This window comes from Stenotrophomonas sp. RIT-551 (assembly GCF_026241915.1).
Classification (GTDB): domain Bacteria; phylum Pseudomonadota; class Gammaproteobacteria; order Xanthomonadales; family Xanthomonadaceae; genus Stenotrophomonas; species Stenotrophomonas bentonitica_A.
Genome location: NZ_JAPJIU010000004.1, coordinates 131206 through 158178, shown reverse-complemented (window position 1 = coordinate 158178; position 26973 = coordinate 131206). Strand labels below are relative to the sequence as shown.

Here is a 26973-nt window from a genome sequence, read left to right as displayed (position 1 = left end):
TTGGGGAATGCAGTGCAGAAGAAGCGTCCGTTGGGCCTGGCGATCAGCCTTTCATTGCTGGCGGTGATCACCCCGTCCGCCCATGCCGCCGATACGCCCGATGGCAGCACGGTGGCCGGCAGTGCCGCCGCCGGTGCCGCCGCCATCGATCTGGACCGCGTGGAAGTACGCCCGCAGCTGGAGTCGCAGACGCGCGCGGTCGACCTCAAGCGCAGCAGCGATGCGATCGAAGATGCAGTGTCCTCCGATGCCATGGGCGTCTACCCGGACAAGAACGTGGCCGAATCGCTGCAGCGCCTGCCCGGCGTCAGTGTCACCCGTGACCAGGGCGAGGGGCGCTTCGTGGTCATCCGTGGCCTGGATGCGAATCTCAACAGCGTCAGTGTCGACGGCATCGCCATCGGCACCCCGGAAGACTCCAGCCGCGCTGCACCGCTGGACGTGATTCCCTCCGACTCGACCGAGCGCCTGCGCGTGGTCAAGTCGCCCACCCCGGACATGCCGGGCGACGCCATCGGTGGCGCGATCCTGGTCGAGTCGGCCTCGGCGTTCGACCGCGAAGGCCGCAACCTGCGCGGCAAGATCGAAGCCAGCCACCAGCAGCTCTCCGGCAATACCAGCCCGAAGGCCGCGATCAACTACAGCGAAGTGTTCGCCGATACCTTCGGCGTGGCGCTGGGCGTGAACTACCAGAACCGCAAGTTCGAGTCGGACAACACCGAAGTGGAGTACGGCGAGTTCGACGGCGGTGCCGAGGACGACCTGTTCGCCAACAGCCTGCAGCAGCGCAAGTACGAGATCGAGCGCAAGCGCATCGGCGCCAACCTCAACCTGGACTGGCACCCGGACGAGGACAACCGGTATTACCTGCGCACGCTGTACAGCCAGTTCGACGATGCCGAAACCCGCCAGCGCACCCTCTTCAACTTCGGCGATGGCGAGGTCACCGCGCTGGGCAACAACCAGTACCGCGTCGATGACCTGCCGGCCGATGCGATCCAGAAGCGCATGCGCTACCGCACCAAGAAGGAAAACACGTTCACCACCAGCGCCGGCGGCGAGAACCGGTTGACCAATGCGGTGGTCGATTACAAGGTCGGCTACACGCGTACCGAAGAGCGCGTCAACGACGAGATGGAGGCGCGTTTCGAGTACAACGGCGATGACCTCGGTGCCAGCGTCGATCAGAACCGCGGCATCCCGCGCTACACCCTGACCAGCGCGCAGTGGATGGACAACGGCAACTACGATTTCGATCGTTTCGTGGTGTCGCCCAAGCAGGTCAACGACAGCGAGCGCAGCGCGCAGATCAACGTGCGCTTCGATGGGGATTCGTCCAGCTACAAGATCGGCCTGCTGGGCCGCTGGCGCGACCGCGACGTCAACGTGGATGAGCGCGAACTGCGGGTCGGCCCGGACGTGGCGTTGTCGGACTGGACGACCTCCACGCCCGATCACCGGGGCGGCAGCCTCGGCCAGGGGATGAGCTCGGACGCCATGCGGCGCTACTGGGCCCAGCAGGGCGGCCAGTACAGCGCCCGCCCGCAGGATGCCGGCGGCAACGCCCTGGCCTCGCTGGAAGAGGATTACACCGCCAGCGAGGACATCTTCGCCAGCTACGCGATGGGCACCTGGGATGTTGGCGCGCTGCGCATCATCGGCGGCGTACGCGTGGAGAACACCCAGTTCAGTGCCACCGGCAACAGCGTGGAGGTGGCGCCCAACGGCCGCAGCTTCACGGTCACCCCGCTGAGCGTGAGCCGCAGTTACACCAATGTGCTGCCTGGCCTGCACCTGCGCTACGACGCAGGCGATGACTGGGTGCTGCGCGCGGCCGCCAACAAGACCGTCTCGCGCCCCTCGTTCGGCGATGTGGCGCCGCGTGTCGGCCTGAGCCGGGGCGATGAGGAAGTGCGCATCGGCAACCCGCAGCTGGACCCGTACGAATCGAAGAACATCGACCTGTCGCTCGAGAAGTACCTCGGCAGCACCGGCATCGTCTCGCTGGGGGTGTTCCACAAGTCGATCGATGGCTATATCGTCAACACGGTGAGCAATACGGATCCGGCGTATCCCGGCTTCGAAGTCACCCGGGTGATCAACGGCAACAAGGCCACGGTCAAGGGGGCCGAGTTCAACTGGCAGCAGCAGCTCGCCTTCCTGCCGGCCGGCTGGGATGGCCTGCTGGTCGGCGCCAGCGGTACCTGGCTGGACACCGATTTCGACCCGGGCGTGGCCGGTCGCGAGCGCGACGACTTCATGTTGCCGCGTGCCTCCAAGCATGTGTACAGCGCGCACATCGGCTATGAAAAGGCCGGCTTCAGTACCCGCGTGGCAGCGGTCTACCGCAGCGAGTATCTGGACTCGCTGGGCGACAGCCGCGCGTATGACATCTACGTCGCACCCAACACCCAGCTCGACTTCAGCATGGACTACAAGATCACATCGAACGTGAGCGTCTACTTCGAAGCGCAGAACCTGCTCGACAAGCCGCTGGAGCTGTACCAGGGCGTGCGCTCGCGCACCCTGCAGAACGAGGAGTATGGCCGTACCTACGCCCTCGGCCTGAAGGTGGCCCTGTGATGCGCGCCTCCCATTGCCTGAGCCTGCTCGCGCTGGCGCTGTTGAGCGCCTGCAAGCCCGCCGCCGCCCCCGGAGCAGCGACGCCGGACCCTGCCGCAGCCGGCGCGTCGACAGCTGCTGCCGACGCCTCCGCCGCGCGCCAGGTCGCCACGGTCGCCGAGGCGTTCCTGACCCCGATGACCCCGGACGACAACATCGACTCGCCGGCCAGCTGGACCACGCCCGACGGCCAGGTCTGGCTGATCGCCACCGCCAAGGCCACCGACAAGCTGGTGGTCTATGACGGGCAGACCGGCGCGAAGCTGCGCGATGTCGGCAGCCTCGGCACGGCGCCGGGCCAGTTCGACCGCCCCAACGGCATCGCCGTGGTGGACGACCTGGTGATGATCGTGGAGCGTGACAATCACCGTGTACAGGTGCTGCAGCTGCCGGACTTCACCCCGCTGGGCGTGTTCGGCGCCGATGAGCTGCGCAAGCCCTACGGGGTGTGGGTGAACAAGCTCGGCAGCGGCTACGACGTGTACGTCACCGATTCCTACGACGCTGGCGAAGACGCGCAGGGCAACGATGTGCTGCCGCCGCTGGCCGAGCTGGACAAGCGCGTGCGCCGGTATGCGCTCACTGTGCAGGGCGGCAAGGCGCAGGCCTCGCTCACCGCCAGCATCGGTGACACCACCGAAGCGGGCGCGCTGCGCGTGGTCGAATCGATCTGGGGCGACCCCGCCAACGACCGCCTGCTGATCGCCGAAGAGGACGAAACCTACGCCAGCGAGTTCAAGGTCTACACGCTGGAAGGTCGCTTCAGCGGCACCACGTTCGGCCGCGATGCCTTCCAGGCCCAGGCCGAAGGCGTGATGCTGCGGACCTGCGGCAAGGATGGCTGGTGGATCACCACCGAGCAGGGCAAGCAGCGCAGCGTGTTCCACCTGTTCGACCGCCACACCTTGAAGCACGTCGGCGCCTTCCAGGGCAACACGGTGGCCAACACCGACGGCATCTGGTCGATGCAGGCGCCGTCCGCGCGTTTCCCGAACGGCGCGCTGTACGCCGTGCACGATGACCAGGGCGTAGTGGCCTTCGATTGGGCCAGCATCGCCAGGCAGTTGTCGCTGCCGCTGGAGTGTGGCGCGTGAGCCGCGTTCCTGCCGCCCTGACCGCGCTCGCACTGGGGCTGCTGCTGTGCAGTGGCAGCGCCGTGGCAAAGAAGGAGGCCGAGACCGGTGCCGAACCCAACACCCAGGTCCCGGCCGGCAACCGCCATTACGCCGCGAGCGGATTCCCGGACCGGCTGGTCGCCTCCCCGGCGCAGGACGCTGCCCGCGGCTTCTCGGTCGCTTGGCGCACCGATACCTCGGTCAAGGCACCGGTGCTGGAATGGGTGCTGGCCGGCGACTCTCCGGATGTCGGCACGCCGACCCGCATCACCGCCACCACCCAGGCGCTGAGCACCGAACTCGGCACGTCCCACCATCACCGTGCGGACGTGACTGGCCTGCAGCCGGACACGCTGTATCTGTGGCGCGTGCAGGGGCAGAACACCTGGAGTGCCTGGAACCAGCTGCGTACCGCCGGCCGTGCCGAGCAGCCGCTGACCCTGTTGTATTTCGGTGATACCCAGAACAAGAACCTCAGCCACGTCTCCCGGGTGATGCGGGCCGGCATCAAGGCTGCCCCGGACGCGCGCCTGAGCCTGTTCGCCGGTGATCTGGTCAGTGGGGGCGATGGGCAGGACGACAGCGAGTGGGGCGAGTGGTTCGCCGCCGCCGGCTGGCTGCCGCAGGAAACCGCGGTCGCCCCGGCGATCGGCAACCATGAGTACTTCGAGGAGTTCGAAGACACCCCGCAGGAGCGTCGCGTGCTCGGTCGCCACTGGCCAGTGACGTTCGCGCTGCCGCGCAACGGCGTGGACGCCGCGGACACCAGCACCTACTGGTTCGACTACCAGGGCGTGCGTATCGCGGTGCTCGACGGCACCTCTGCGCTCGATCTGGGCACGGCCAAGGCGCAGGCGGCGTGGCTGGACACGGTGCTGGCCGACAACCCGCACCCGTGGAGCATCGTCCTGCTGCACCAGCCGTTCTATTCCCCGCGCGAAGGCCGCGAGAACACCGAGCTGCGCGATGTGCTGCTGCCGGTGGTGCGCCGTCACCAGGTCGATCTGGTGCTGCAGGGCCATGACCATACCTATGGCCGCCGCGGCGAAGGCCAGGGCGCCACGCCGCAGTTCGTGGTCACCGTGGCCGGGCCGAAGCAGTACCGGCTGTCCGATGAGGCCCGCGCCACCATGGCGCCGGTCGGCGAGGACACGCAGTTGTTCCAGGTGCTGAAGATCGACCCGCAGCACCTGCGCTACGAAGCACGCACCGTCACCGGCCGACTGTACGACGGCTTCGAGTTGACACGCGGCACCGATGGCCGCAAACAGAAGACCGAACTGACGCAGGGACGCATCGCCCCCCGTGACTGCACGCGCGCGCAGACCCTCAAGGGCCGCGCCGACCGTTGCTGGGAATGACCGACCGGCCGGGCCGCTGCGGCGTGCCCGGCCCTTCGTGGAGACCGAGATGATCCATCGCCGTTCCATCGGGCGGGCTGTGTTGGCCGCGTCCCTGCTGCTGCTCACCGGCGCCGGCGTGGCCGGCAACGCGGTGCTGCACCCGTTCCTTGCCGCGCAGCCGAACAATGCCCCGGAGGAGGTGAATCTGGCCGTGGAGATTCCGGCTGGCAGCGTCACCAAATACGAGATCAAGGAAGACGGCCTGGTCCACGTGGACCGCTTCCAGTCGATGCCGGTGGCATACCCGGCCAACTACGGCTCGATGCCGCGCACCCTGGCCGGCGACAACGATCCGCTCGACGCGCTGGTGCTGACCCGCGAGCCGCTGCATCCTGGCGTGATCGTGCGGTTCCGCCCAATCGGCTTCCTGAAGATGGTCGATGACGGCGAGCAGGATGAGAAAGTGATTGGCGTGCCGACCGACAAGATCGATCCCACCTACGCCGCCATCCGCGATCTGGACGATCTGCCGCTGATCGAACGGCAGCGCATCGAAGCCTTCTTCCGCGTCTACAAGGACCTGCCGGCCGGCCGCAACCCGGTCCAGCTCAACGGCTGGGGCAATGCCGCCGAGGCAAAGGCGCTGATCCGTGCCTCGATGCAGCGTTTCGATGCGCAGCAGCGGCACGCGAAAGGCGATTGAGGGTCCAGGTCGCCGGGGCATCGGCTGATTCACGGCTCACGCACCACCTTCCGTGACGCCGAGCGTGTCGGCTATGCGCGATGCCCTGCGACGGGGCACTGCCGATGGCAGGCCATTCCAGGAACGGGGCGACGGCACATGGAAGAGGAGATCAAGCGCGGCGTACTGACCGTGATCCACAACGGTCTGCTCTGGTAGCCCTCCCGGCCGATCACGCCGGGCCGGCGCCCGCCTTCTGCAGCCGCCGCAGGAACACGGCCATTTCCTTGACCGCCTGCTTGTCGCCGTTGGTCCCGGCGACAGCACTGCCTTGCCGCCATGCCTGTGCCGCCGCCTCCGAATCCCCGGCCGCCAGATGGGCTTTGCCCAGCCATTTCCAGCCCGCCGAATACCGTGGATCCTGTGCGACACAGCGCTGCAGATGGATGACCGCCTCCGCGGTGTGGCCCGCGTCGAGCAGGGCCTTGCCCAGGCCGAAGCGGAGCAGGGCGCTGTCGCGGCCCTGTTCGAGCAGACGTTGCAGTGCGGAGATATCCATTCGATGCAGACTCAGGCAGCGGTGGGGCGGGCAAGCGTCGGGTCCAGCACTGCAGCCTCGGACGGCGTGGCGGAGGGCTGCGTGCCTAGGCCGAGTGCGGGACCCGTGTCCATCAACGGCCGCCGGCGGCCTGGTAACGGCGCGCGACTTCAGCCCAGTCGATCAGCTCGAAGAACGCAGCGATGTAATCCGGGCGGCGGTTCTGGTAGTTCAGGTAGTAAGCGTGCTCCCACACATCCAGCCCCAGGATCGGCGTGCCACCGGAGAGGCCCGCAATGTCGCCCATCAACGGGTTGTCCTGGTTCGGGCTGCTCTCGACCAGAAGCGTGCCATCGCGGCTCAACGTCAACCACGCCCAGCCGCTGCCGAAGCGGGTCTGCGCGGCCTTGGTGAAGGCCTCCTTGAACGCGGCGTAGCCGCCGAGGTCGCGATCGATCGCCTGCGCCACAGCGCCTTCCGGCGTGCCGCCGCTGGCGGTCAGCACCGTCCAGAACAGGCTGTGGTTGGCATGCCCGCCACCATTGTTGCGGACGGCGTTGCGCACCCCTTCGGGCAGGGACCCGATATCGGCGATCAGCGTGTCGATATCCGTGCTCTCGATCCCGGCATCGGTGAGGGCGGCATTGAGATTGGTGACGTAGGCCTGGTGGTGCTTGGCATGATGGATTTCCATCGTGCGTGCATCAAAGTGCGGTTCGAGTGCGTCGTAGGCGTAGGGCAGGGCAGGGAGGGTGTAAGCCATGGGTATCTCCAGCAAAACGAAAGGGCGGGTCGGCACAGGTACGAGCACAGGGGCTTGGGCAGGCCCGCGTTGGTTCGGTGGACGCCAGGATAGAACCTCAAGCATGATTGAGGTCAAGCACAGCGATGTGGAACAGTGCGGGCCATCCGCGCGTGATCGCTGCCTGTCCTTCACCTGCACTGGCTATCATTGCCTCTCGAATCTTCCGGGGTAGTCTCGTGTCGGTAGCGTTGGTGTGGTTTCGCCGTGACCTGCGGTTGCAGGACAACCCGGCCCTGCAGGCCGCGCTGGATGCCGGCCATGTGCCGGTACCGGTCTACATCCATGCGCCGCACGAAGAAGGCGACTGGGCCCCCGGCGGCGCATCCAATGCCTGGCTGCACCGTTCGCTGGCGGCACTGGACGCCGACCTGCGCGCCCGCGGCTCGGCGCTGGTGCTGTGCCAGGGCGACAGCCAAGCCGAGCTGGAGCGCCTGATCGAGCAGACCGGGGCGGTGGCGGTCTACTGGAACCGCAAATACGAGCCGGCCACGCAGCCGCGCGATGCGAAGATCAAGCGCGAACTGCGCGAGCAGGGCATCGAGGCCGAGAGCCACAACGGCAGCCTGATGTTCGAACCGTGGGACGTGGCGACCCAGCAGGGTGGGCCGTACAAAGTGTTCACGCCATTCTGGCGCAATGCGTTGACGCGCCTGCAGCTGCCGGCGCCCACCCGCGTGCCTGACCGGCTGCCCGCGCACACGGCGGGCGGCGAAACGCTCGATGCCTTCGGCCTGGCACCCTCGATACCGTGGGACCGGCAGTTCTGGGAGCATTGGCAACCAGGCGAGGCCGGTGCGCACGAAGCGCTGACGGTGTTCATCGATGGTGCCCTCAACGGCTATCGCGAGCAGCGTGATCTGCCGGACCGGGTAGGCACCTCGCTGCTGTCGCCGCACCTGCATTTCGGCGAAATCGCCCCATGGCAGATCGTCCGCCGGCTGCAGGGCGAGCGCAGTGCCAGCCGCGATGCCGACATCGACGGCTACATCCGCGAGCTGGGCTGGCGCGAGTTTTCGTATCACCTGCTGCATCACTTCCCGCAGACGCCGGACCACAACCTCAACCCGCGCTTCGATCAGTTCCAATGGGCCAAGCCCGATGCGGACGCGCTGCGTGCATGGCAGCAGGGCCGCACCGGCATTCCGATCGTGGATGCGGGCCTGCGTGAGCTGTGGGCGACCGGCTACATGCACAACCGCGTGCGCATGATCGTCGCCAGCTACCTGTGCAAACACATGCGCCAGCATTGGCGCGAAGGTGCGCGCTGGTTCTGGGACACACTGGTCGATGCGGACCTGGCCAACAACACCATGGGCTGGCAGTGGGTGGCCGGCACGGGGGCCGACGCTGCGCCGTACTTCCGGATCTTCAATCCGGTGACGCAGTCGCAGAAGTTCGATCCGCAGGCGCGTTACATCACGCGCTGGGTGCCGGAACTGGCCGCGCTGCCGCTGAAGGCACGCTTCGCGCCCTGGCAATCGCCGCAGCTGCTGGCCGAGCACGCCCCAGCCTATCCCGCCTTGCCGCTGGTGGATCTGGGCGAAGGCCGCGACGCCGCCTTGGCCGCGTATCGGCACACAGGCGGGGCGTGATGGCCATCTCGGATCATCCGGCTCTGGGCTAAGCGTTTACCTGAACAGGGAGTTGCCGAGCGTGCCATTCATCATGCCGGCATCGCGTTGGGCTGTTTATGCTCTTCACGGCCCGCAAGCCGGCGCCGTCCGGTAACCAAGGAGAACCCTCATGATTCGACCCGCAACCCGCAACGTGGCCCTGGCCCTGATGACTGCTGCCGCCCTGACGGCCTGCGCCACCGGTGGCTCTTACGTGCAGAGTGACCAGTACGGCAACCCCGTCGAACAGCAGAACCGCACCGGCCGCAACGCCCTGATCGGCACGGCCGTCGGCGTGGCCGCCGGCCTGCTCAGCGGCAACAGCGCCACCGAGCGCCGCCAGCACGCCATGATCGGCGCCGGTATCGGTGCACTCAGCGGCGCGGCCGTCGGCCAGTACCAGGACCGCCAGGAACGCGCGCTGCGCGAACGTACCGCCAATACCGGTATCGACGTCTCCCGTGATGGTGACAACCTGACCCTGAACCTGCCGGACGGCATCACCTTCGATTTCGGCAAGTCCACCCTGAAGCCGCAGTTCTACAGCTCGCTCAATGGCGTGGCCAGCACGCTGGCCGAGTACAACCAGACGATGATCGAAGTGGTCGGCCACACCGACAGCATCGGCAGCGACGCGGTCAACAACCGCCTGTCCAAGGAACGTGCCGATTCGGTCGCCGCTTACCTGGCCGGCCAGGGCGTGCAGCGCGCCCGTATCGAAACCCTGGGTGCCGGCAAGGCCTACCCGATTGCCGACAACAACACCGATGCCGGCCGCGCGCAGAACCGCCGTGTCGAGATCCGTGTGATTCCGTTGCAGCAATAACAGCGCGCCAGCGCGCTGTTATTGCGTGGTGCGAGCCACAGGTTCGCAACACAGAAATGCCGCCCTTGCAGGCGGCATTTTTTGTAGGTACCGGCCGGTGGCCGGTACGCCCTGAACAGTTCCGTCCGCGCACGTCCGCAACACCCACGACAACGCCGCCAAAACAGTACCGGCCGTTGCCTGGCTGATCATCGCAACCGCGCCACCCGGTGCCGGTCACCGGACAGCTGAGTGCGGCATCGCCCTAAACGGGCTTGGAACGTTTTCGCGGGCTGATCGCGCCGGCCATCACTCCGTTGTACTTCGACAGCACATCCTCACCCGCCTTTCGGCAGGCCTGGGCCAGTATCGCCTTATCCGCATCGAACACGGCCTCAAGCTCGACCTTGGTCAACGTCTCACCAGATTTCGCGCCAATGCCGCCTGACAGGTGGCGCCTGACCTTGGCGACGTCCACAGGGGATGCGGCTCGCTTGCCCGGCTTCAATTGAGTGGAGCGTTTCATTGTTGGCCCCCTGAGCGGGTCGGTTCTGCCGAAAGTCTACTACTGCCATCTACAGCGACTGTCAAATCCTGGCCACCCACCGTGATGTCCTGGACAAGTCGACAGAGCATGCCTTTGCGATGGACATGCCGGGTGAAGCCCAGCCTTTCGTAGTACGCCACCAACTCCGGTACCGGACGATTCAGTGCGATTTCGCCACACCGCAGCTGGGTGGCAAGTGCAAGCAGATAGGCGGTCGCAATACGACCGGCTTCGCCTTGCAGGTCGTGTGATGCGGGGTTGGACTGAAGATAGTGGATGCTCGCCACCATCCGCCCCTTGCTGACTCGACCGACGGCCAGAGCGCACAGCACTTCTGCATCGCGTATCGCAAGATCCACTCTGCATGCGTGATTTCTGAAGCGTCTCCAGAGTTCCTGCCAGTCCCAAGGGACATAAGGGCGCCGGCGCCTGGTCGCGCAGGGGGCCTCAGCCCAGCGTCGGGCCTGGGCGACCGCATCAGTGTCGATGTCGATGCGGATAAAGAGCCTTCAGTTCGTTGACGACAACGCGACAGGCTTCGTTCCGGAGCCGGAGGTGTCGCGTTTCCGCGAGCTTGCGAGCAGGTATCTTGTCCAACGTCCGTTTCCATCTGACGATGGAACGAGATTGCAATCCTCCCTTTTTACTCGACAAGAGCGCTAAGCGACGGCGTGGCGTCGGTAGCCGGCCCGGCGTACCGTCAGAATCACCCCGCGGTCACCGTCTCCAGGATGCGCTTCCCGGTCGCCTGCAGCTCGGTTTCCACCTGGGTCTGCTGCTGCTTGGCCAGCTTGGCCGCCGGGCACTGCGCGAGCATGTAGTTCGCATCGAAGTTCATCTTCTCCACCAGGAAATCGACGAACGCGCGGACCTTCGGCGACACCAGCCGGCCGCCGGCGAACACCGCGTTGAAGTCCACTTCCGGCCCGGTCCAGCCGGCCAGTACGCGGCGCACCATGCCCGATTCGACGAACGGCTTGGCCATCACGTCACCGGTCAGCAGCAGGCCTTCGCCGCATACCAAGGCACCATTCAAGGCGGACGGGTCGTTGGCCACCAGCAGCGGGTTGACCGGGAAATCCAGCAGTTCGCCGCCGTTCTCGCCCAGCTGCCAGAAGAACCGGTTGTTGTTGAGGTTGCGCGCCTTGCGCATCGCCAGGATGCGGTGGAACTGCAGCTCATCCGGATGCAGCGGCTCGCCGTAGCGTTCGATATATGCCGGGCTGGCAAACACCTGCGTACGCAGACTGCCAAGCTTGCGCGCCACCAGGTTGGAGTCGGGCAGGGTGCCCACGCGCAGCGCCAGGTCCGCTTCACCGGCGATCAGATCCAGCTTTTCGTTGCCCAGGTGCATGTCCAGCTGGATTTCCGGGTACTGCGCATGGAACTGACCCAGCAGCGGCGCGATCCAGGTGATGCCGATCGAATAGGGCACGGTGAAGCGCAGCCAGCCACGCGGGCCGGACTGCAGCTGGTTGACCGCGCCTTCGGCTTCCTCCAGCTCGCGCGCGATGCGCTGGCAATGCTCGTGATAGACCGAGCCGGCTTCGGTGAGGCCGAGGCGGCGGGTGGTCCGGTGCAGCAGGCGCGCACCGAGGCGCGTTTCCAGTTCCTGCACTTTGCGGCTGACCGTGGTCTTGGGTAGCCCCAGTGCCGTGGCGGCGGCGATGAAACTGCCTTGTTCGACCACTTTGACGAAGATCAGCGTGTCGTTGAGATCGTGGGCCATGACGGGATCCAAAGTCGGGGGAGGGGAAGAGTGCCGCAAATGATTGTGCCGGGCACGGGATGATTATTCCCCTAAATCCGGACTAATCAAGGGGGAGTTTGAAGACTAATCTGGCGCCATTCCAGATATGAAGGACGTCAACCATGTGGTTGCGGAACATTCTTGGCCGCCTGCGTAGCGGCCCCAGCGCCCCGCTGGACCTCGCGATGACCGTTGAAGCTCGCCCGGGATCCCTCTCCCGCAAGGCTTTCCGCGAATTCACTCCGCCTGCCAACATGCAGCGTGGCGGCAGCATCCGCCTGGGCGCCCGCGGTGGCGATCGACTGGGCCGAATTGGGATTATCCCGGCGACGGGAGTGAAAGTCCCATGAATGGGACATTGGCCCCCGAGGTGCTGGTGCTCGGTGGCACCGGCAGCGTGGGCCAGGGCATCGTGGCGGCCTTGCTGGAGGCCGGCAGCCCCGTGCTGGTGGTCGGCCGCGATCCCGGCCGGCTGGCGGCGCTGCAGGAGCAGTTCGCCGACGAGCCGGGCCTGGAGGTCCTGCTTGGCTCGTTGGGCGATGACGGCTCGGCGCGCACCGTGGCCGAGCGCATCGGCGGGCGCCCGCGCGCGCTGGCCGCGGTGGTGGATGCGATGGGCGGCCCGTACAACCGCGGGCGGGTGACCGACCGCAGCGGCGACGCGTTGCTGCAGGCGCTGCAGGCCGACGTGATGCCGCACGTGCACGCCGGCCGGCATCTGCTGCCGCTGCTGCGCGGCGGCGCGCAGGCGCGGCGCTACGTGCTGGTGGGCGGCCCGGCCGGCTTCAAGCCGTGGGCCGGGCATGGCGAGTCCTCCATCACCATGTCGGCCACGCGCATGTACGCGCAGGTGCTGCACCAGGAAGCCCAGGCCCTGGGCGTGCGTGCGCAGATGCTGGAAGTGTGCGATCCGGTGTGTACCCCGGCCAATGCGGCCAAGGCCTGCATCGAGTGGCCGAGCGCGCTGCTGGTCGGCCGCCGTGTTGTCTCGCTGCTCGACAACTGCACCGACAACCGCGCCATCGTCCGCTGCGATGCGCGCGATGCCGAACTGCCGCGCGGACTGCTGCACCTCGACCGCCCTCCACCGATGTCGCGTAACACGGCCGGCACGGCTTGACCTCTACCAAGGTTCAGGTCCCAGGCTACGCCCCCACGTCGCCCCACGTTTTCGATTCTGTATCACCACCCCTACGTACGGATGCATGTCATGACTTCCAACTCCTCCCCGCAACGTTTCACCCGACGGCTGGCCATGGCCGGCGTTTCGATCCTTGCCGCCGCGGTGCTGACCGCCTGCAGTGGCAGCCATGCTGAAGAAGCCGGCATGCCGCCGCCGCCGTCGGTCAGTGCCGCGCCGGTGCTGGTCAAGCAGGTCAGCCAGTGGGACGACTTCAGTGGCCGCGTCGAAGCGGTTGAAAGCGTTGAGCTGCGTCCGCGCGTCTCCGGCTACATCGACAAGGTGAACTATGTCGAAGGCCAGGAGGTCAAGAAGGGCGATGTGCTGTTCACCATCGACGCACGCAGCTACCGCGCCGAGCTGGACCGCGCCACCGCCGAGCTCAACCGCGCGCGCACCCAGGCCCAGGTGAGCCGCAGCGAAGCCGACCGCGCCCGTCGTCTGTCCGACCAGCAGGCCATCTCCACCGAGACCTGGGAACAGCGTCGTGCCGTTTCCGAGCAGGCGCTGGCGCAGGTGCAGGCCGCGCAGGCGGCGGTGGATGCGGCGCGCTTGAACATGGAGTTCACCCAGGTACGCGCCCCCATCAACGGTCGCGCCGGGCGCGCGATGGTGACCGCCGGCAACCTGGTCACCGCCGGCGACAGCGCCAGCGTGCTGACCACGCTGGTCTCGCTGGACAAGGTGCACGTCTACTTCGATGCCGATGAAGGCACCTTCCTGCGTTACGCGCAGATGGCCCGCAAGGGCGAACGCCCGAGCGAGCGCGACAGCGAACTGCCGGTGAAGGTGGGCCTGTCCGGTGAGAATGGTTTCCCGCATGAAGGCAAGGTCGACTTCCTGGACAACCAGGTGACCCGCAGCACCGGCACCATCCGCGTCCGCGCGCTGCTGGACAACGCCGACCGCGCGTTCACTCCGGGCCTGTTCGCCCGCGTGCAGCTGCTGGGCAGTGGCCAGTTCCAGGCCATGCTGATCGATGAAAAGGCCGTGCTGACAGACCAGGACCGCAAGTTCGTCTACGTGGTCGACAAGGACAACAAGGCACAGCGCCGCGATATCGAACTTGGCCGCAATGCCGACGGCCTGCGCATCGTCGAGCAGGGCCTGAAGGCCGGTGACCGCGTGATCGTCGATGGCGTGCAGAAAGTCTTCATGCCCGGCATGCCGGTCCAGGCCAAGGCCGTTGCGATGCAGCCGGTTGCCGCGCCGGTAGCCGCGCCGGCTGTTGCAAAGAATTGAAGGGCAGCCGACTGACCGTCGGTTCTACATAGCAGCCGACCAACGGTCGGCTCTACCGTGACTGCCATCGCCCCGTGCAGGGGAACCCGCCACCGCTGTCGCCTGCGACAGCGGCCGGGGTCGTGCACGCCGGCGCTGGTGAAACCCCAGGAATCCACCCATGGACTTTTCCCGTTTTTTCATTGACAGGCCGATCTTCGCGGCGGTGCTGTCGATCGTGATCTTCGCCGCTGGCCTGATCGCGATCCCGATGCTGCCGATCAGCGAGTACCCCGAAGTGGTACCTCCTTCGGTGGTGGTGCGTACGGTGTACCCGGGCGCCAACCCGAAGGTGATCGCTGAAACCGTGGCCACGCCACTGGAAGAAGCGATCAACGGCGTGGAGGACATGATGTACATCAAGTCCGTCGCCGGCTCCGACGGCGTGCTGCAGATGACCGTGACCTTCCGCCCGGGTACCGATCCGGACGAGGCCGCGGTCAAGGTGCAGAACCGCGTCGCCCAGGCGCAGGCGCGCCTGCCCGAAGACGTGCGCCGCCAGGGTGTCTCCACCCAGAAGCAGTCGCCGACCTTCCTGATGGTGGTGCACCTGACCTCGCCGGACGGCAAGTACGATTCGCTGTACCTGCGCAACTACGCCCGCCTGCACGTCAAGGATGCCCTGGCACGCCTGCAGGGCGTGGGCGATGCGCAGATGTTCGGTGGTGGCGACTACGCCATGCGTGCGTGGCTGGACCCGGACAAGATCGCCGCGCGCGGCCTGACCGCCAGCGATGTGGTGCGTGCGATGCGCGAGCAGAACGTGCAGGTCTCGGCCGGCCAGCTCGGCGCCGAGCCGATGCCCAGCAGCGACTTCCTGACCCTGATCAATGCGCAGGGCCGCCTGCGTACCGAACAGGAATTCCGCGATATCGTGCTCAAGGCCGGTGACGACGGTGAAGTGGTGCGCCTGTCCGATGTCGCCCGCCTGGAGCTGGGCGCTGGTGACTACACGCTGCGCTCGCAGCTGGACGGCAAGAACGCAGTCGGTATCGGTATCTTCCAGGCCCCCGGCGCGAACGCGCTGGAGATCCGCGACTCGGTCATCCACACCATGGATGAACTGACCAAGCAGTTCCCGCCGGGCGTGAAGTACGAAGCGGTGTATGACACCACCATCTTCGTGCGCGATTCGGTCAAGGCCGTGGTCTCCACGCTGCTCGAGGCGATCGCCCTGGTGGTGCTGGTGGTGATCCTGTTCCTGCAGACCTGGCGTGCCTCGATCATTCCGCTGATCGCCGTGCCGGTGTCGATCGTGGGTACCTTCGCGGCGCTGTACGTACTCGGCTTCTCGATCAACACCCTGACCTTGTTCGGGCTGGTGCTGGCGATCGGCATCGTGGTCGATGACGCGATCGTGGTCGTGGAAAACGTCGAACGCAACATCGAAGAAGGCCTGACTCCGCTGGCCGCGGCCCACCAGGCAATGCGCGAAGTGTCCGGCCCGATCGTGGCGATCGCGCTGGTGCTGTGTGCCGTGTTCGTGCCGATGGCGTTCCTGTCCGGCGTGACCGGTGCGTTCTACAAGCAGTTCGCCGTCACCATCGCGATTTCGACCGTGATCTCGGCGATCAACTCGCTGACCTTGTCGCCGGCCCTGGCCGCACGCCTGCTCAAGCCGCACGGCGCGCCGAAGGATGGCCTGACCCGCCTGATCGACCGTCTGTTCGGCTGGATCTTCCGTCCGTTCAACCGCTTCTTCAAGACCAGTTCGGAGAAGTACCACGGTTCGGTTGGCCGCCTGCTGGGCCGTCGTGGCCTGGTGTTCGTGGTCTACGCCGGCCTGCTGCTGGCCACCGGCCTGATGTTCAAGGCGGTGCCGGCCGGCTTCATTCCGACCCAGGACAAGCTGTACCTGATTGCCGGCGTGAAGCTGCCGGAAGGCTCCTCGATCGCACGTACCGACGCCATGCTGGCCAAGGTCGCCGAGATCGCGCGCAATACCGATGGTGTGGCGCACACGATCCAGTTCCCGGGTCTGAACGCGCTGCAGTTCACCAACACGCCCAACACCGGTGTCGCGTTCGTTCCGCTCAAGCCGTTCAGTGAGCGCAAGGGCCGCACCGCCGCGCAGATCAATGCCGAGATCAACGCCAAGATCGCCGGGCTGCAGGAGGGCTTTGCGTTCTCCATGATGCCGCCGCCGATCCTCGGCCTGGGCAACGGCAACGGCTACCAGATGTTCATCCAGGACCGCGGCAATCTCGGCTATGGCGCACTGCAGACGGCGGTGAGCACGATGCAGGGTGCGGTCGCGCAGACGCCGGGCATGGCGTTCCCGATCACCAGCTACCAGGCCAACGTGCCGCAGCTGGATGCCGAAGTAGACCGCGTCAAGGCCAAGGCCCAGGGCGTGGAGCTGACCGAATTGTTCGACACGCTGCAGACCTACCTGGGCTCGGCGTACGTGAACGACTTCAACCAGTTCGGTCGTACCTGGCAGGTGATCGCCCAGGCCGACGGCCAGTTCCGTGACAGCGTGGAAGACATCGGTCGCCTGCGTACCCGCAACAACCGTGGCGAGATGGTGCCGATCGGCTCGATGGTCACCGTGAAGCAGACCTACGGCCCGGACCCGGTGCTGCGCTTCAACGGTTACCCGGCGGCCGATCTGGCCGGCGAAGCCGACCCGCGCATGCTGTCCTCGGCCGAGGCCATGACCAAGCTGACCGAAATCGCCGGCAAGGTACTCCCGGTCGGCATGCAGACCGAATGGACCGACCTGAGCTACCAGCAGGCCACCCAGGGCAAGGCCGCCTTCATCGTGTTCCCGGTGGCGATCCTGCTGGCCTTCCTGGTGCTGGCCGCGCTGTATGAAAGCTGGTCGTTGCCGCTGGCGGTGATCCTGATTGTCCCCATGACCCTGCTGTCGGCGTTGTTCGGCGTATGGATGACCGGTGGCGACAACAACGTGTTCGTGCAGGTCGGCCTGGTGGTGCTGATGGGCCTGGCCTGCAAGAACGCCATCCTGATCGTCGAGTTCGCCCGCGAACTGGAAATGGGCGGCAAGGGCATCGTGGAGGCTGCACTGGAAGCGTGCCGCCTGCGTCTGCGGCCGATCGTGATGACCTCCATCGCGTTCATCGCCGGCACCATCCCGCTGGTGATCTCGCATGGCGCCGGTGCGGAAGTCCGCTCGGTCACCGGTATCACGGTGTTCGCCGGCATGCTGGGCGTCACCCTGTTCGGCCTGTTCCTGACCCCGGTGTTCTACGTGGCCCTGCGCAAGTTCGTCAGCCGTAACGGCGGCGGGCAGCTGGTGACCCACGGCGAACCGACCATCCACCACTGATTCCTTCCCCCGCGAGGTTTTTCTCATGAATACCGCTACCCAAAAGATCGCTCTGGTCACCGGTGCCACCCGCGGCATCGGCCTGGAAACCGTCCGTCAGCTGGCCCAGGCCGGCGTGCATACGCTGCTGGCCGGCCGCAAGCGCGACGTCGCCGTGGCCGAGGCGCTGAAGCTGCAGGCCGAGGGCCTGCCGGTCGAAGCGATCCAGCTCGACGTGGGCGATGCCGCCAGCATCGCCGCCGCCGTGCAGACCGTGACCGAACGTCACGGCCGCCTGGACATCCTGGTCAACAACGCCGGCATCCTGCTCGACGACCCAACGCTGGCGCCGTCGGCGCAGACCCTGCAGACCTGGCGCGATACCTTCGACACCAACGTGTTCGCCGTGATTGCCGTTACCCAGGCCTTCCTGCCGCTGCTCAACGCCTCGCCGGCCGGCCGCATCGTCAACGTCTCCAGCATCCTGGGCTCGCTGACCCTGCACAGCCAGCCGGGCTCGCCGATCTACGGCTTCGCGGTGCCCGCCTACAATGCCTCCAAGAGTGCGGTGAATGCGTGGACCGTACAGCTCGCCTACGAGCTGCGCGACAGCACCACCAAGGTCAATACCGTGCATCCGGGCTACGTCAAAACCGACATGAACGGCGGTGAGGGCGAGATCGAAATCAGCGAAGGTGCACGCTCCAGCGTCGGTATGGCGCTGATCGATGCCGATGGCCCCAACGGCAGCTTCACCTACCTCGGCGAGGTGCTGCCATGGTGATCCGCCTGTTGACCGTGGCCGTGACCAGCGCGCTGCTGGCCGGCTGCGTCAGCGTCGGCCCCAACTACCAGGCGCCGCCGGCCGAGCCGGTGACCCTGCAGGGCGCCGCCGCGCCGGTGTTCACCAGCACCTCGCCGGTGGCGAGCTGGTGGGCCCAGTTCGACGATCCGGTGCTGGAGCAGCTGGTGCATGAAGCGCTGGGCACCAACCTGGACCTGCGCATCGCGATGTCGCGGGTGCGCGAGGCCCGCGCGGTGTTCGTCGAGCAGCGCCTGGACCAGTTGCCGCACGTCACCAGTGGCGGCAGCTATGACCGCCGCAAGCAGCCCGATGCCACGGTGGGTGGCGAGCGCATCTTCAGCGAGACCTACCAGCTCGGCTTCGATGCCGGCTGGGAGCTGGATCTGTTCGGTCGCCAACGCCGTGCCGCCGAAGCGGCGCGCGCGGACCTGGGCGCCGAGCAGGACAACCTCGCCGACGCGCAGGTCACCGTCGCCGCCGAAGTAGCCCGTAACTACTTCGAGCTGCGCGGTACCCAGAAGCGCATCGCGGTGGCCAAGCGCACCCTGGTCAATCTGCGCGACACCCAGAAGCTCACCGAGACCCGCTGGGAACTGGGCGCCGGCAGCGAGCTGGACGTGCAGAGCAGCCGTGCGCGCCTGAAGGCGATCGAGGCCGACATCCCGCTGCTGGAAGTCGCCGAAGTGCAGTCGCGTCATCGCCTGGCCGTCCTGCTGGGGCAGCGTCCGGATGCACTGGACAGCCTGCTGCAGCCGCGCGAGATGCGGCCGTACGCCAAGGCGTTGCCGTTGGGCGACACCACCGATCTGCTGCGTCAGCGCGCCGATGTGCGCGTGGCCGAGCGTCGTCTGGCGGCGGCCACTGCGCGCGTTGGCGTGGCCACCGCGGACCTGTTCCCGCGGATCAGCCTGAGTGGGTTCGTCGGCTTCCTGTCCGGTGACGCCAGCGGGTTGGTCAACGGCAACAACAAGGCGTGGTCGGTGACCCCGTCGATCAGCTGGGCTGCCTTCGATTTCGGCACGGTCAAAGCCCGTCTGCGCGCCAGCAAGGCGCAGGCCGATGGTGCCGCCGCCGAGTATGAGAAGGCGGTGCTGCTGGCGCTGGAAGACACCGAGAACGCGTTGACGCGGTACGCCAAGCAGCAGGCCCGGCTGGCGATCGTCGCCGAGCAGGCCCAGGCGGCGGGGCGCGCGGAGGAACTGGCGCAGATCCGCTTCCGCGAGGGGTCGGAAGACTTCCTGACCCTGCTCGATGCACAACGCACCCAGCTGGCCGCGGACGATGCACTGGCCGAGGCCGAATCCACGGTCAACGTCAGCGTCGTGGGGGTGTACAAGGCCTTGGGTGGCTGGGGCCAGCAGCAGGATGCAGCCAACACCCCGGTGGCGGTGACGCAGCGCTGACCGGCCGCAGGTCGCAGGGGCGGCGAAGGCGCCGTCCCTGCGAGAATGGCAACAGCCGTCACATCCGCTGCGCAGGGCGTCGCGGTTGACGGCTTTGCCTCTGCACGGTGCCGATGCACGATGCTACAAGCGTGGGTTGTTCTCTGGAGTGGCCCGCATGCAACCCAATCAGTGGCGTCCTGTCCGTCCGCGTGTGCAGGAGCCGGGCATGGGATCCGGCGCGGGGCTTTCGCGCGGCGTCATCGCGCTGCTGGTCGCCGCGATCATCGTGGTCGCCATCGGATTCGCCCGTTTGACCGAAGGCCTGTTCGAGATCGGCCTGATCGCCACCGGTGTGTTCATCGCCATCGGCGCGCGGATCTGCCAGGCACGCGAGCAGCATCAGGCGCTGTACCAGCTGCTGCAGCAGATCGATGAGCGGCAGCCGTGATCGGCGCGGTGAAAGCGCAGGGCCGCAGTGCGGCCATGCGCAAGCCTATGGACGGTGCTATGACCGCCCATCGCGCGTCTGGTTACCGGCCCGTCGGCGGCGATGCGGGGAACCGCAGCTCGGCCTGGACCGGGTAGTGGTCCGAAGGCAGCACGCCACCGGGTTTCTGGTCCAGCGTGCTGAAACGGTCCACGCTGAAACCGCGTACCAGGATCCAGTCCAGTTCCACCGTCGGTTTGCCGGTGAAATCGTGGAAGGTCAGGCGCGGGCCGTCGACCTTGCCGGCGAGTTCGCGGGCATCGCCCAACGCGGCAGTGAAGGCCTTGTAGGTGTCGCTGCCGGGCTCACTGTTGAAATCGCCGGTGACCACGACCGGGATGTCCTTGGGCAGCGTCGCCAGGCGCGAGACGATCAGCTTCGCACCGAGCACGCGGCGCGGCTCATCTTCATCGCGATAGGGCAGGTGGGTGTTGAACAGATAAAAGCGTTGGCCATCGGCCTGACGCTGGAACAGCGCCCAGGTCACCATGCGCGGGAACAGGTTGCCCCAGGTGATGCTGCCCGGCACATCCGGCGTATCGGAGAGCCAGAAGTCGCCCGATTCGAGCACCTTCAAGCGCGCGCTGTCGTACAGCACGCCCATGTGTTCGTCGGCGTTGCCGCCGCGGCGGTCCCTGCCGAACAGGGTGTAGCCGGGCAGGTGCGCGACCAGGTACTCGCCCTGTTTCCGCACCAGCTCCTGGGTGCCGATCACCTCGGGTTTCTGTTCGCGGATCAGCGTGACCATCGCATCGCGGCGGTCTTCCCAGCGCTTGCCGGGGTCGGTATCGGCCGGCGTGCGCACGTTGAACGACATGACTTTCAACGCGTCCGGTGCCTGCGCCCAGGCGCTGCCCAGCGGGGCGGCAAACATCATCAGGGCCAGCAGCGCGGGCCGGTGGAAACGAAACAACATGTGGAATCCCTCCATTCCATGAAAACGTTCCCAAAGGGTCGCATGGAAGGGCGGGGAAAGGATATGCGCGACATGGCGGTTGGGCGGGGCGCCGGTCGGATCAATTCGACAGCAGGATCACCCCGATCGTGAGGTTGATGAGCGATCCCAGCACCAGCACCCATACCGTGGAGAGGATCGTGTTCAACCAGGAGCGTTGAAGCGCGACCTTCAGCCACCCGGCCTGGACCACCGCATACCACAGCGCGGCGATCACCCCCACCGCAGTGCCGAGCACGGTCGACAGCTCGCCGGGCAGCCGTACGAACACCATGCTGGTGGACAATGTCACCGCGAACGGGGCGGTCAGGTAGCACTGCATGAAAAACGGTCGGCGCAGCGACTCCCGGGTCATCGGCACATGCTTGCGCCGCAGCAGGTGCGTGGTGGTCACCAGCGGCCAGATGGCAAAGGTGATCGAGCGGTACAGCAGCAGGCTTTCCTCGTTGCCGAAAATCGAACGCGACAGCGCACCGGTGCCGACCACCTGCTGGTGCAGCATCAGCTCCACCCCGTGAGCGACCAGCACCGACAGCATCAGGAACATCGGCGGGCTGATCGCATCGTCGAACTGGCGCTCCAGCTTTTCCTTCAGCTCGGTGTCCACGTACTGGGCCATCCGCCGCGGATGCACCACCACGCGGTACAGCGTGCGCGGGAAGAACAGAAACCAGGTGCACAGCTCGTAGAGAAACTCTTCCAGCGACCGCAGCAGTTTGAGGAAGTCCATCCCGGGCCCCTTGCGTGGACGAAACCGACACCCCCGAGGATACCCGGGGCTGGCCTCAGCGGATGGCGACGGTCAGGCTGTGCGGTGCCTTCTCACCCCGGCGCGCCTGCGCACGCATCTGGTAGACCTGCACCACATAGGTGCCGGTGTACGGCAGGGTGCCGCTCCAGCGCCGGGTCTCGTCGTTGCTGCCCAGGGCCTCGCCCTGGCCGGGCGTTACGCCGGGCGCGAACACATTGAAGTTGGCATTGGGGCTGCCGTCGATCGTGACCGCCATGGTCTGGCCGGCGCGCGCGGCGATGGTGTAGCGGACGGTGTCATAACCGGACAACGTCCCACGCAGGGTGGCGCTGCTGGCGCCCTTGGTGAAGTGCACTGGGGTGGTGGTGACCTTGTCCGCCGCGGTGGCCAGCATCGGCGTCAGGGCGAGCAGGGCGGTCAACAGCAGCGAGCGGAGCGGCGTCATGGCACATCCTCGGTGGGGGCCCGGCAAGGGCCTTTCGTCGCGAGCATGAGCGCGCGCCCATCAAGGAACTGTCGATGCGCTGCAGATCACCGCTACCGGGCAGTGAACGCACGGTGCTCTCTCGGTATCGCTTTCCAATACGTTCTGAATTGTTTACGCAGGTGCCCGGCGCGTGCAGGGCGCGCCGCCCGCCACGCACACATGGGTAACGCGGGCAGGCCTAGCGTGGTTTCACCGGCACCACTTCGATGCCGAACACCGGAGATACGGCAATGGCCAACACCCCGAACCCGCAGCAGGGTCAGAACGATCCGCAGCGCAACACCCCGCAGCAGGGCCAGCAGGATCAGCAGGATCAGCGCGACCGTGACGCCCAGAAGCAGCAGCAACAGCAGGATCAGCAGGGCCAGCGCTCGGGCCAGCAGAGCGACCAGGAAGAATAAGGCCAGGCATGACCTACCGAGGGCCCGGCCGATCTGGCCGGGCCTTTGTGCGTCATGGGCAATCACAACGCTTCAGCCATCGCCAGTCGCCGTCGGGCACCGCAGCGGCTTACCGGCTACCATGCCCGCATGAGCATTCCTCTTCCCGACAGCAGCGTGCCACGCCTGCTGGGTTTCGACGTCCCGACCCTGCAGACCATCGTCGACCATGGTGCGGACGAGGCGATCGTGGCGATGCTGGATGTCGCCCCCGATGCCCACTGGTTGAAGCTGTTCGACGAACGCGTCGCCGCGCTCAAGGGCGAGCTCGGCCTGGCCGGGGTCGAACTGGACGGCACCTCGATCCTGTTCTTCGGCTCCATCGCCGACAGCCGCCGCCTGGCGACGGCCGTGTCGGCCCTGATCAATGCGATCAACATGGAAGTGGCCGGGCGCAACGCGCCTTTCCAGCCGACCGCACCGTAACCCAGCCGGCACGGCGCTCAGGAATCGATCCGGGAGGCACGCAGCCGCAGGACCTCGCTCCGTCCCGGTTCGGCAACGCCATGGGGCGACGGGCAGGTGCCGCGTATTTCGGTGACCCACATCACCATCATGCCGACGATGCGGGTGGCATCGCCCGGCCACTGCGCTACCAGCCGGTCGTGGATACTGTCGTACACCGCCCATCGCTCGGCCGCCGACCGGCCGCGCGTCCAGCACTGCTCCAACTCGGCGTGTGCCTGCCGAAATGCCTCTTGCTGTCCGTCCATAGCGATCCCCGACACCGTGCATACCGGGCAGGCGTACCTGCGCGGGTGAGCCCCCCTGCCATGTGACCAACGCCAGTTGCCACGCAGACCGGCCACGCCCGCGATTGCGCACGGCACGGCCTGCCGCAGGCTGAACCCGTCGGGAGGGGGGGAGCCATAACCAAACAGGACGTCCTGTATAGTTACTGCCCGCCCGAAACGTTCGCTCCCCATGACCCCCACCAAGACCCAGCGCTGGAGCCTGTTGCTCACCGTGGCCGCCGGCCTGCTGCTGATCACGCTCGACAACTCGGTGCTCTACACCGCCTTGCCCACCCTGACCGCCGAACTCGGCGCCACGTCGCTGCAGGGGCTGTGGATCATCAACGCCTATCCGCTGGTCATGGCCGGCCTGCTGCTCGGCGCGGGCACCCTCGGCGACCGGCTGGGGCACCGCCGTATGTTCCTGATCGGCCTGGTGATTTTCGGCATCGCCTCGCTGCTGGCTGCGTTCGCGCTGGACGCCAACCTGCTCATCGGCGCCCGCGCGCTGCTCGCGGTGGGTGCCGCGGCGATGATGCCGGCCACCCTGGCGCTGATCAGCCTGACCTTCGCGGATGAGCGCGAGCGCAATCTGGCGATCGCGGTCTGGGGCTGCATTTCCATCATTGGCAGCGCGATCGGCCCGATCGTCGGCGGCGTGCTGCTGGCCCATTTCTGGTGGGGTTCGGTGTTCCTGATCAACGTGCCGATCGTGCTGCTGGCGATGGTTGGCGCCGTGCTGTTCGCGCCGCACGGCACGCCCGATGCGAGCAAGCCGTGGGACCTGATTTCCTCGCTGTTGAGTCTGGTCGCGTTGTCCGGCCTGGTGGTGGCGATCAAGGAAATCGCGCATGCGCCGCCGAACGGGCCGCTGGCCGCGGGCGCGGCGCTGGTCTTCGTCGTGGGTCTGGTGCTGTTCCTGCGTCGCCAGCGTCGCCTGCCGTATCCCATGCTTGATGTGGCGATCTTCCGCAATGCGCCGTTCCTGGCCGGTGTGCTCTCGGCGGCCTTCGCGATGTTCGCCATCGCCGGCCTGCAGCTGCTGACCACCCAGCGCTTCCAGCTGGTCGCCGATTACACGCCGCTGCAGGCCGGTCTGCTGGTGTCGGTGGTCGCGCTCGGCTGCCTGCCCAGCGCGATCTTCGGCGGCGCGTTCCTGCACCGCGTCGGGCTGTTGCCGCTCATCACCGGTGGGCTCGGCGTGGGTACCGCCGGCGTGCTGCTGGTCGCGGTGACCTTCGGTAGCGACCTGGGCTGGACCATTACCGGGTTGCTGCTCACCGGGCTGGGCATGGGCGCGACCATTTCGGTCGCTTCCACCGCCATCATCGGCAACGTGCCGCCGCACCGCGCCGGCATGGCGTCCTCGGTGGAGGAGGTGTCCTACGAGTTCGGCAGCCTGTTCGCGGTCTCGCTGCTGGGCAGCCTGATCGCCGCGCTGTACTCGGCAACCGTGTCGCTTCCGGACGGCGTGGACGCCGCTGCGGGTGAGAGCATCCAGCAGGCGTTAGCCCTGGCCGCGCGCCCCGGTGCCGATGCAGGGTGGCTCGGTGCTGCCGCCAGCGCCTACGACGCCAGCTATGTTTGGGTACTGTATGTGATCGCCGCCGTGCTCCTGGTCGGCACCGTCGTCACCGGCATTCTGCTGCGCCGTCACGGCCCCGGCAGCGCCACCACTGTTTCCCAGGCCCACTGACTCCATGCGCCCGAGCAACCGAACCAACATCCTTGATGCCGCCGTCCGCGTGATCGAACGCGACGGCATCACCGCGCTCACCTTCGAGGCGGTCGCCACCGAATCCGGCATCGCCAGGGGAGGGCTGCTGTACCACTTCCCCTCGCGCGACGCGCTGCTCCAGGGCATCCATCAGCACCTGGCCGGCGTGTGGGAGGCGAGCTTGATCGAGGTGGCCGGCAAGCCGGCCGAGGCCGCCGATGCCACCGAGCGCTACCAGGCCTACGCACTGACCTGTGTGCAGACCGCTACGCGCGCCGAACTGCAGCTGATGTTTGATGCGGCGGCGACGGATGAGAACGTGCAGCCCTGGGCGACCGTGGCCGAGCGCTGGTCGCCGCCGACCCCGCAGGACCTGAGCGACCCGGCCGCGCTGGACCTGTTCATCGCCAAGCTCGCCGCCGACGGCATGTGGGTGTTCGAAGCACTGTCGCGCTCGCGCCTGCCGCCGGAGGTAGGGCAGGCCATCGCCGACCGGCTGGCGCAGATGATTGCCGCCGCTTCAAACACAGCGTGATTTCCGTCATGCGGGTAACCTTGGCGGTTCACTTCTTGAATGACGGGTCCGCCTGATGGATTACCAGCTTGTGATCAAGTTCTGGCGCAAGTCGCTGGAGGATGAGGCATTCCTGGCCACGCTGGAGGCCGAGCTGACCGCCGCGCTCGGCAAGGCCGCGACGCTGGACGGCTATGACGTCAGCGCGAAAGAGATCAACCTTTTCATGTTCACTGCGGATCCGCGCCCGACGTTCCGGAAGACCAAGGATGTGCTGGAGGCGATGGGGGTGCTGCATAGTGTGTCCGCCGCGTACCGGCTGGTCGGCGGCGCGCAGTTCACCTCGGTGTGGCCGCTGCGAATGGCGCGGAAATTTACCTTGCCGTGAGGCACAAAAAGGGGGGGGACCTTCGATGTCTTCACTCGCTGGCCAGCAGCATTGCCGTCGCGTCATCCCGCTCGGCAGCCAGCCACGCCCTGAATCAGAGAAGTCCCGCGCCGCTTCAAAGGTCATGACAAACCCAACTGCGGACGCGTACGCGGTCACGTTGGCGAGATCACGGCAGGATCAGCAACCCAGCCACATGCTTCACGGTGCTAGGATCAAATCGCCGAGCAAATCGGCGATTTCTCAATAAAGGATCTATTGTGAAGCTCTTTGGTGCGATGCTTGCATTAACGGCCGCGGCGGTTGCAATGCCTGCTTTTGCGGCTCAGCCGGTGCACTGCCCCACCTGCGTGACCGATGAGGACTTCCGCCAGCGCGCAATCCTGGAAGAAGCGGTAACGAAGGCTGGCGGGACATATTGGGTCTATAACCTGCCCGCGGGCACGGTCCAGAAGTGGTACATCCCGCCCTCCGAGGGCGAAGAGGAGGCGGCGGTACGCCGCGATCCGTCTGGAACAGCGCGGCAACTGCCGCAGCGCCACGAGGCCAGCAGCAGCCCGTAGAGGCTCATGTGCAGGCGCTGAGGTCCATAAGGGTCAGGTGCCACCACCGACCATCAACAGGATGAGGTCTCCAGGTAGAGACCGCCGCGGTCGAACAGGTTCTGGGTCTTCTCGGCCGGCTTGGCGCGCCGCAAGGCAAGATGGGTGAGTGGGGGCATCGCTCCCCACGGTCTCACGACCTGCAACGCACGGGGC

27 protein-coding genes are annotated in these 26973 nt (G+C 66.7%); 18 read left to right on the top strand and 9 right to left on the bottom strand.

Annotated elements, in window-relative coordinates; translation table 11 throughout:
* Window positions 1-12: 12 nt before the first annotated feature.
* The 4 genes from ORK51_RS06935 to ORK51_RS06920 are packed head-to-tail and all read left to right on the top strand — an operon-like array spanning window position 13 to window position 5783.
* Window positions 13-2583, top strand: a complete 2571-nt coding sequence (locus ORK51_RS06935; protein WP_261997395.1) for a TonB-dependent receptor — start codon at window positions 13-15, stop codon at window positions 2581-2583.
* Window positions 2583-3716 carry an NHL repeat-containing protein gene (locus ORK51_RS06930; protein ID WP_266084613.1) on the top strand — a complete coding sequence of 378 codons (1134 nt, stop codon included), beginning with the start codon at window positions 2583-2585 and terminating at the stop codon, window positions 3714-3716. The genes ORK51_RS06935 and ORK51_RS06930 overlap by 1 nt, the downstream gene beginning before the upstream one ends.
* 32 nt (window positions 3717-3748) lie before the next feature.
* On the top strand, window positions 3749-5098 hold the full coding sequence (locus tag ORK51_RS06925) for a purple acid phosphatase family protein (RefSeq protein ID WP_070427582.1): 1350 nt from the start codon (window positions 3749-3751) through the stop codon (window positions 5096-5098).
* 49 nt (window positions 5099-5147) lie between these two features.
* On the top strand, window positions 5148-5783 hold the full coding sequence (locus ORK51_RS06920) for an inorganic diphosphatase (RefSeq protein ID WP_019183231.1): 636 nt from the start codon (window positions 5148-5150) through the stop codon (window positions 5781-5783).
* A gap of 211 nt (window positions 5784-5994) precedes the next feature.
* Here the strand turns inward: ORK51_RS06920 and ORK51_RS06915 are convergent, their stop codons facing one another.
* Both ORK51_RS06915 and ORK51_RS06910 read right to left on the bottom strand, forming a co-directional pair.
* Complete coding sequence (locus ORK51_RS06915) at window positions 5995-6321, bottom strand: tetratricopeptide repeat protein (RefSeq protein ID WP_266084612.1); 327 nt, start codon at window positions 6319-6321, stop codon at window positions 5995-5997.
* Window positions 6322-6433: 112 nt separating this feature from the next.
* Window positions 6434-7063, bottom strand: a complete 630-nt coding sequence (locus ORK51_RS06910; protein ID WP_266084611.1) for a superoxide dismutase — start codon at window positions 7061-7063, stop codon at window positions 6434-6436.
* A gap of 218 nt (window positions 7064-7281) precedes the next feature.
* On the opposite strand from ORK51_RS06910, the gene ORK51_RS06905 reads away from it, so the two are divergent.
* Both ORK51_RS06905 and ORK51_RS06900 read left to right on the top strand, forming a co-directional pair.
* Window positions 7282-8697 carry a cryptochrome/photolyase family protein gene (locus ORK51_RS06905; protein WP_070427144.1) on the top strand — a complete coding sequence of 472 codons (1416 nt, stop codon included), beginning with the start codon at window positions 7282-7284 and terminating at the stop codon, window positions 8695-8697.
* Between the two features lie 151 nt (window positions 8698-8848).
* The gene (locus ORK51_RS06900) at window positions 8849-9544 is read left to right on the top strand and encodes a YiaD family glycine zipper/OmpA-like lipoprotein (RefSeq protein WP_019183227.1); all 696 of its coding nucleotides are present in this window, start codon (window positions 8849-8851) and stop codon (window positions 9542-9544) included.
* A 244-nt stretch (window positions 9545-9788) separates the two neighbouring features.
* On the opposite strand, the gene ORK51_RS06895 is transcribed toward ORK51_RS06900, so the two are convergent.
* From ORK51_RS06895 to ORK51_RS06885, 3 genes are all read right to left on the bottom strand, one after another.
* Window positions 9789-10049, bottom strand: coding sequence for a hypothetical protein (locus ORK51_RS06895; protein WP_156785771.1), 261 nt, complete (start codon window positions 10047-10049; stop codon window positions 9789-9791).
* Window positions 10046-10429: a hypothetical protein gene (locus ORK51_RS06890; protein WP_266084610.1), complete on the bottom strand. Its 384-nt coding sequence runs from the start codon at window positions 10427-10429 to the stop codon at window positions 10046-10048. Before ORK51_RS06890 ends, ORK51_RS06895 begins: the two co-directional genes overlap by 4 nt.
* 347 nt (window positions 10430-10776) lie before the next feature.
* The gene (locus ORK51_RS06885) at window positions 10777-11799 is read right to left on the bottom strand and encodes a LysR family transcriptional regulator (protein WP_019183226.1); all 1023 of its coding nucleotides are present in this window, start codon (window positions 11797-11799) and stop codon (window positions 10777-10779) included.
* A gap of 367 nt (window positions 11800-12166) precedes the next feature.
* Between ORK51_RS06885 and ORK51_RS06880 the strand changes: the two genes are divergently transcribed.
* The 6 genes from ORK51_RS06880 (at window position 12167) to ORK51_RS06855 (ending at window position 20190) form a co-directional block, all read left to right on the top strand.
* The gene (locus tag ORK51_RS06880; RefSeq protein WP_019183225.1) at window positions 12167-12940 is read left to right on the top strand and encodes an SDR family NAD(P)-dependent oxidoreductase; all 774 of its coding nucleotides are present in this window, start codon (window positions 12167-12169) and stop codon (window positions 12938-12940) included.
* A gap of 90 nt (window positions 12941-13030) precedes the next feature.
* Window positions 13031-14242, top strand: coding sequence for an efflux RND transporter periplasmic adaptor subunit (locus ORK51_RS06875; protein ID WP_070427146.1), 1212 nt, complete (start codon window positions 13031-13033; stop codon window positions 14240-14242).
* Window positions 14243-14402: 160 nt separating this feature from the next.
* Window positions 14403-17573 (top strand): efflux RND transporter permease subunit, encoded by a 3171-nt coding sequence (locus ORK51_RS06870; protein WP_019183223.1) that lies wholly within the window; start codon window positions 14403-14405, stop codon window positions 17571-17573.
* Between the two features lie 25 nt (window positions 17574-17598).
* The gene (locus ORK51_RS06865) at window positions 17599-18336 is read left to right on the top strand and encodes an SDR family oxidoreductase (protein ID WP_019183222.1); all 738 of its coding nucleotides are present in this window, start codon (window positions 17599-17601) and stop codon (window positions 18334-18336) included.
* Window positions 18330-19760: an efflux transporter outer membrane subunit gene (locus tag ORK51_RS06860; protein ID WP_266084609.1), complete on the top strand. Its 1431-nt coding sequence runs from the start codon at window positions 18330-18332 to the stop codon at window positions 19758-19760. The genes ORK51_RS06865 and ORK51_RS06860 overlap by 7 nt, the downstream gene beginning before the upstream one ends.
* Before the next feature lie 208 nt (window positions 19761-19968).
* Window positions 19969-20190, top strand: coding sequence for a membrane protein (locus ORK51_RS06855; RefSeq protein WP_019183220.1), 222 nt, complete (start codon window positions 19969-19971; stop codon window positions 20188-20190).
* 82 nt (window positions 20191-20272) lie between these two features.
* On the opposite strand, the gene ORK51_RS06850 is transcribed toward ORK51_RS06855, so the two are convergent.
* The 3 genes from ORK51_RS06850 to ORK51_RS06840 all read right to left on the bottom strand — a co-directional run bounded on the left by ORK51_RS06850 (window position 20273) and on the right by ORK51_RS06840 (window position 22380).
* Window positions 20273-21145: an endonuclease/exonuclease/phosphatase family protein gene (locus ORK51_RS06850; protein ID WP_266084608.1), complete on the bottom strand. Its 873-nt coding sequence runs from the start codon at window positions 21143-21145 to the stop codon at window positions 20273-20275.
* Between the two features lie 100 nt (window positions 21146-21245).
* Window positions 21246-21914: a hypothetical protein gene (locus ORK51_RS06845; RefSeq protein ID WP_266084607.1), complete on the bottom strand. Its 669-nt coding sequence runs from the start codon at window positions 21912-21914 to the stop codon at window positions 21246-21248.
* A 55-nt stretch (window positions 21915-21969) separates the two neighbouring features.
* Window positions 21970-22380 (bottom strand): g-type lysozyme inhibitor, encoded by a 411-nt coding sequence (locus ORK51_RS06840; RefSeq protein ID WP_266084606.1) that lies wholly within the window; start codon window positions 22378-22380, stop codon window positions 21970-21972.
* Window positions 22381-22652: 272 nt separating this feature from the next.
* Here ORK51_RS06840 and ORK51_RS06835 point away from each other — a divergent pair, with 272 nt between their 5' ends.
* Together ORK51_RS06835 and ORK51_RS06830 are read left to right on the top strand one after the other, a co-directional pair.
* On the top strand, window positions 22653-22823 hold the full coding sequence (locus tag ORK51_RS06835) for a hypothetical protein (RefSeq protein ID WP_019183216.1): 171 nt from the start codon (window positions 22653-22655) through the stop codon (window positions 22821-22823).
* Between the two features lie 129 nt (window positions 22824-22952).
* Window positions 22953-23288 (top strand): hypothetical protein, encoded by a 336-nt coding sequence (locus tag ORK51_RS06830; RefSeq protein WP_037553151.1) that lies wholly within the window; start codon window positions 22953-22955, stop codon window positions 23286-23288.
* Between the two features lie 17 nt (window positions 23289-23305).
* On the opposite strand, the gene ORK51_RS06825 is transcribed toward ORK51_RS06830, so the two are convergent.
* The gene (locus tag ORK51_RS06825) at window positions 23306-23575 is read right to left on the bottom strand and encodes a hypothetical protein (protein WP_266084605.1); all 270 of its coding nucleotides are present in this window, start codon (window positions 23573-23575) and stop codon (window positions 23306-23308) included.
* Between the two features lie 211 nt (window positions 23576-23786).
* Here ORK51_RS06825 and ORK51_RS06820 point away from each other — a divergent pair, with 211 nt between their 5' ends.
* The 4 genes from ORK51_RS06820 (at window position 23787) to ORK51_RS06805 (ending at window position 26778) form a co-directional block, all read left to right on the top strand.
* Entirely contained in the window at window positions 23787-25292 is a 1506-nt protein-coding gene (locus ORK51_RS06820) for an MFS transporter (RefSeq protein ID WP_266084604.1), read from the top strand.
* A 4-nt stretch (window positions 25293-25296) separates the two neighbouring features.
* Window positions 25297-25848, top strand: a complete 552-nt coding sequence (locus ORK51_RS06815; RefSeq protein WP_261997401.1) for a TetR/AcrR family transcriptional regulator — start codon at window positions 25297-25299, stop codon at window positions 25846-25848.
* A 55-nt stretch (window positions 25849-25903) separates the two neighbouring features.
* On the top strand, window positions 25904-26215 hold the full coding sequence (locus tag ORK51_RS06810) for a hypothetical protein (RefSeq protein WP_266084603.1): 312 nt from the start codon (window positions 25904-25906) through the stop codon (window positions 26213-26215).
* Between the two features lie 260 nt (window positions 26216-26475).
* Window positions 26476-26778, top strand: a complete 303-nt coding sequence (locus ORK51_RS06805) for a hypothetical protein (RefSeq protein WP_266084602.1) — start codon at window positions 26476-26478, stop codon at window positions 26776-26778.
* Window positions 26779-26973 lie beyond the last annotated feature (195 nt).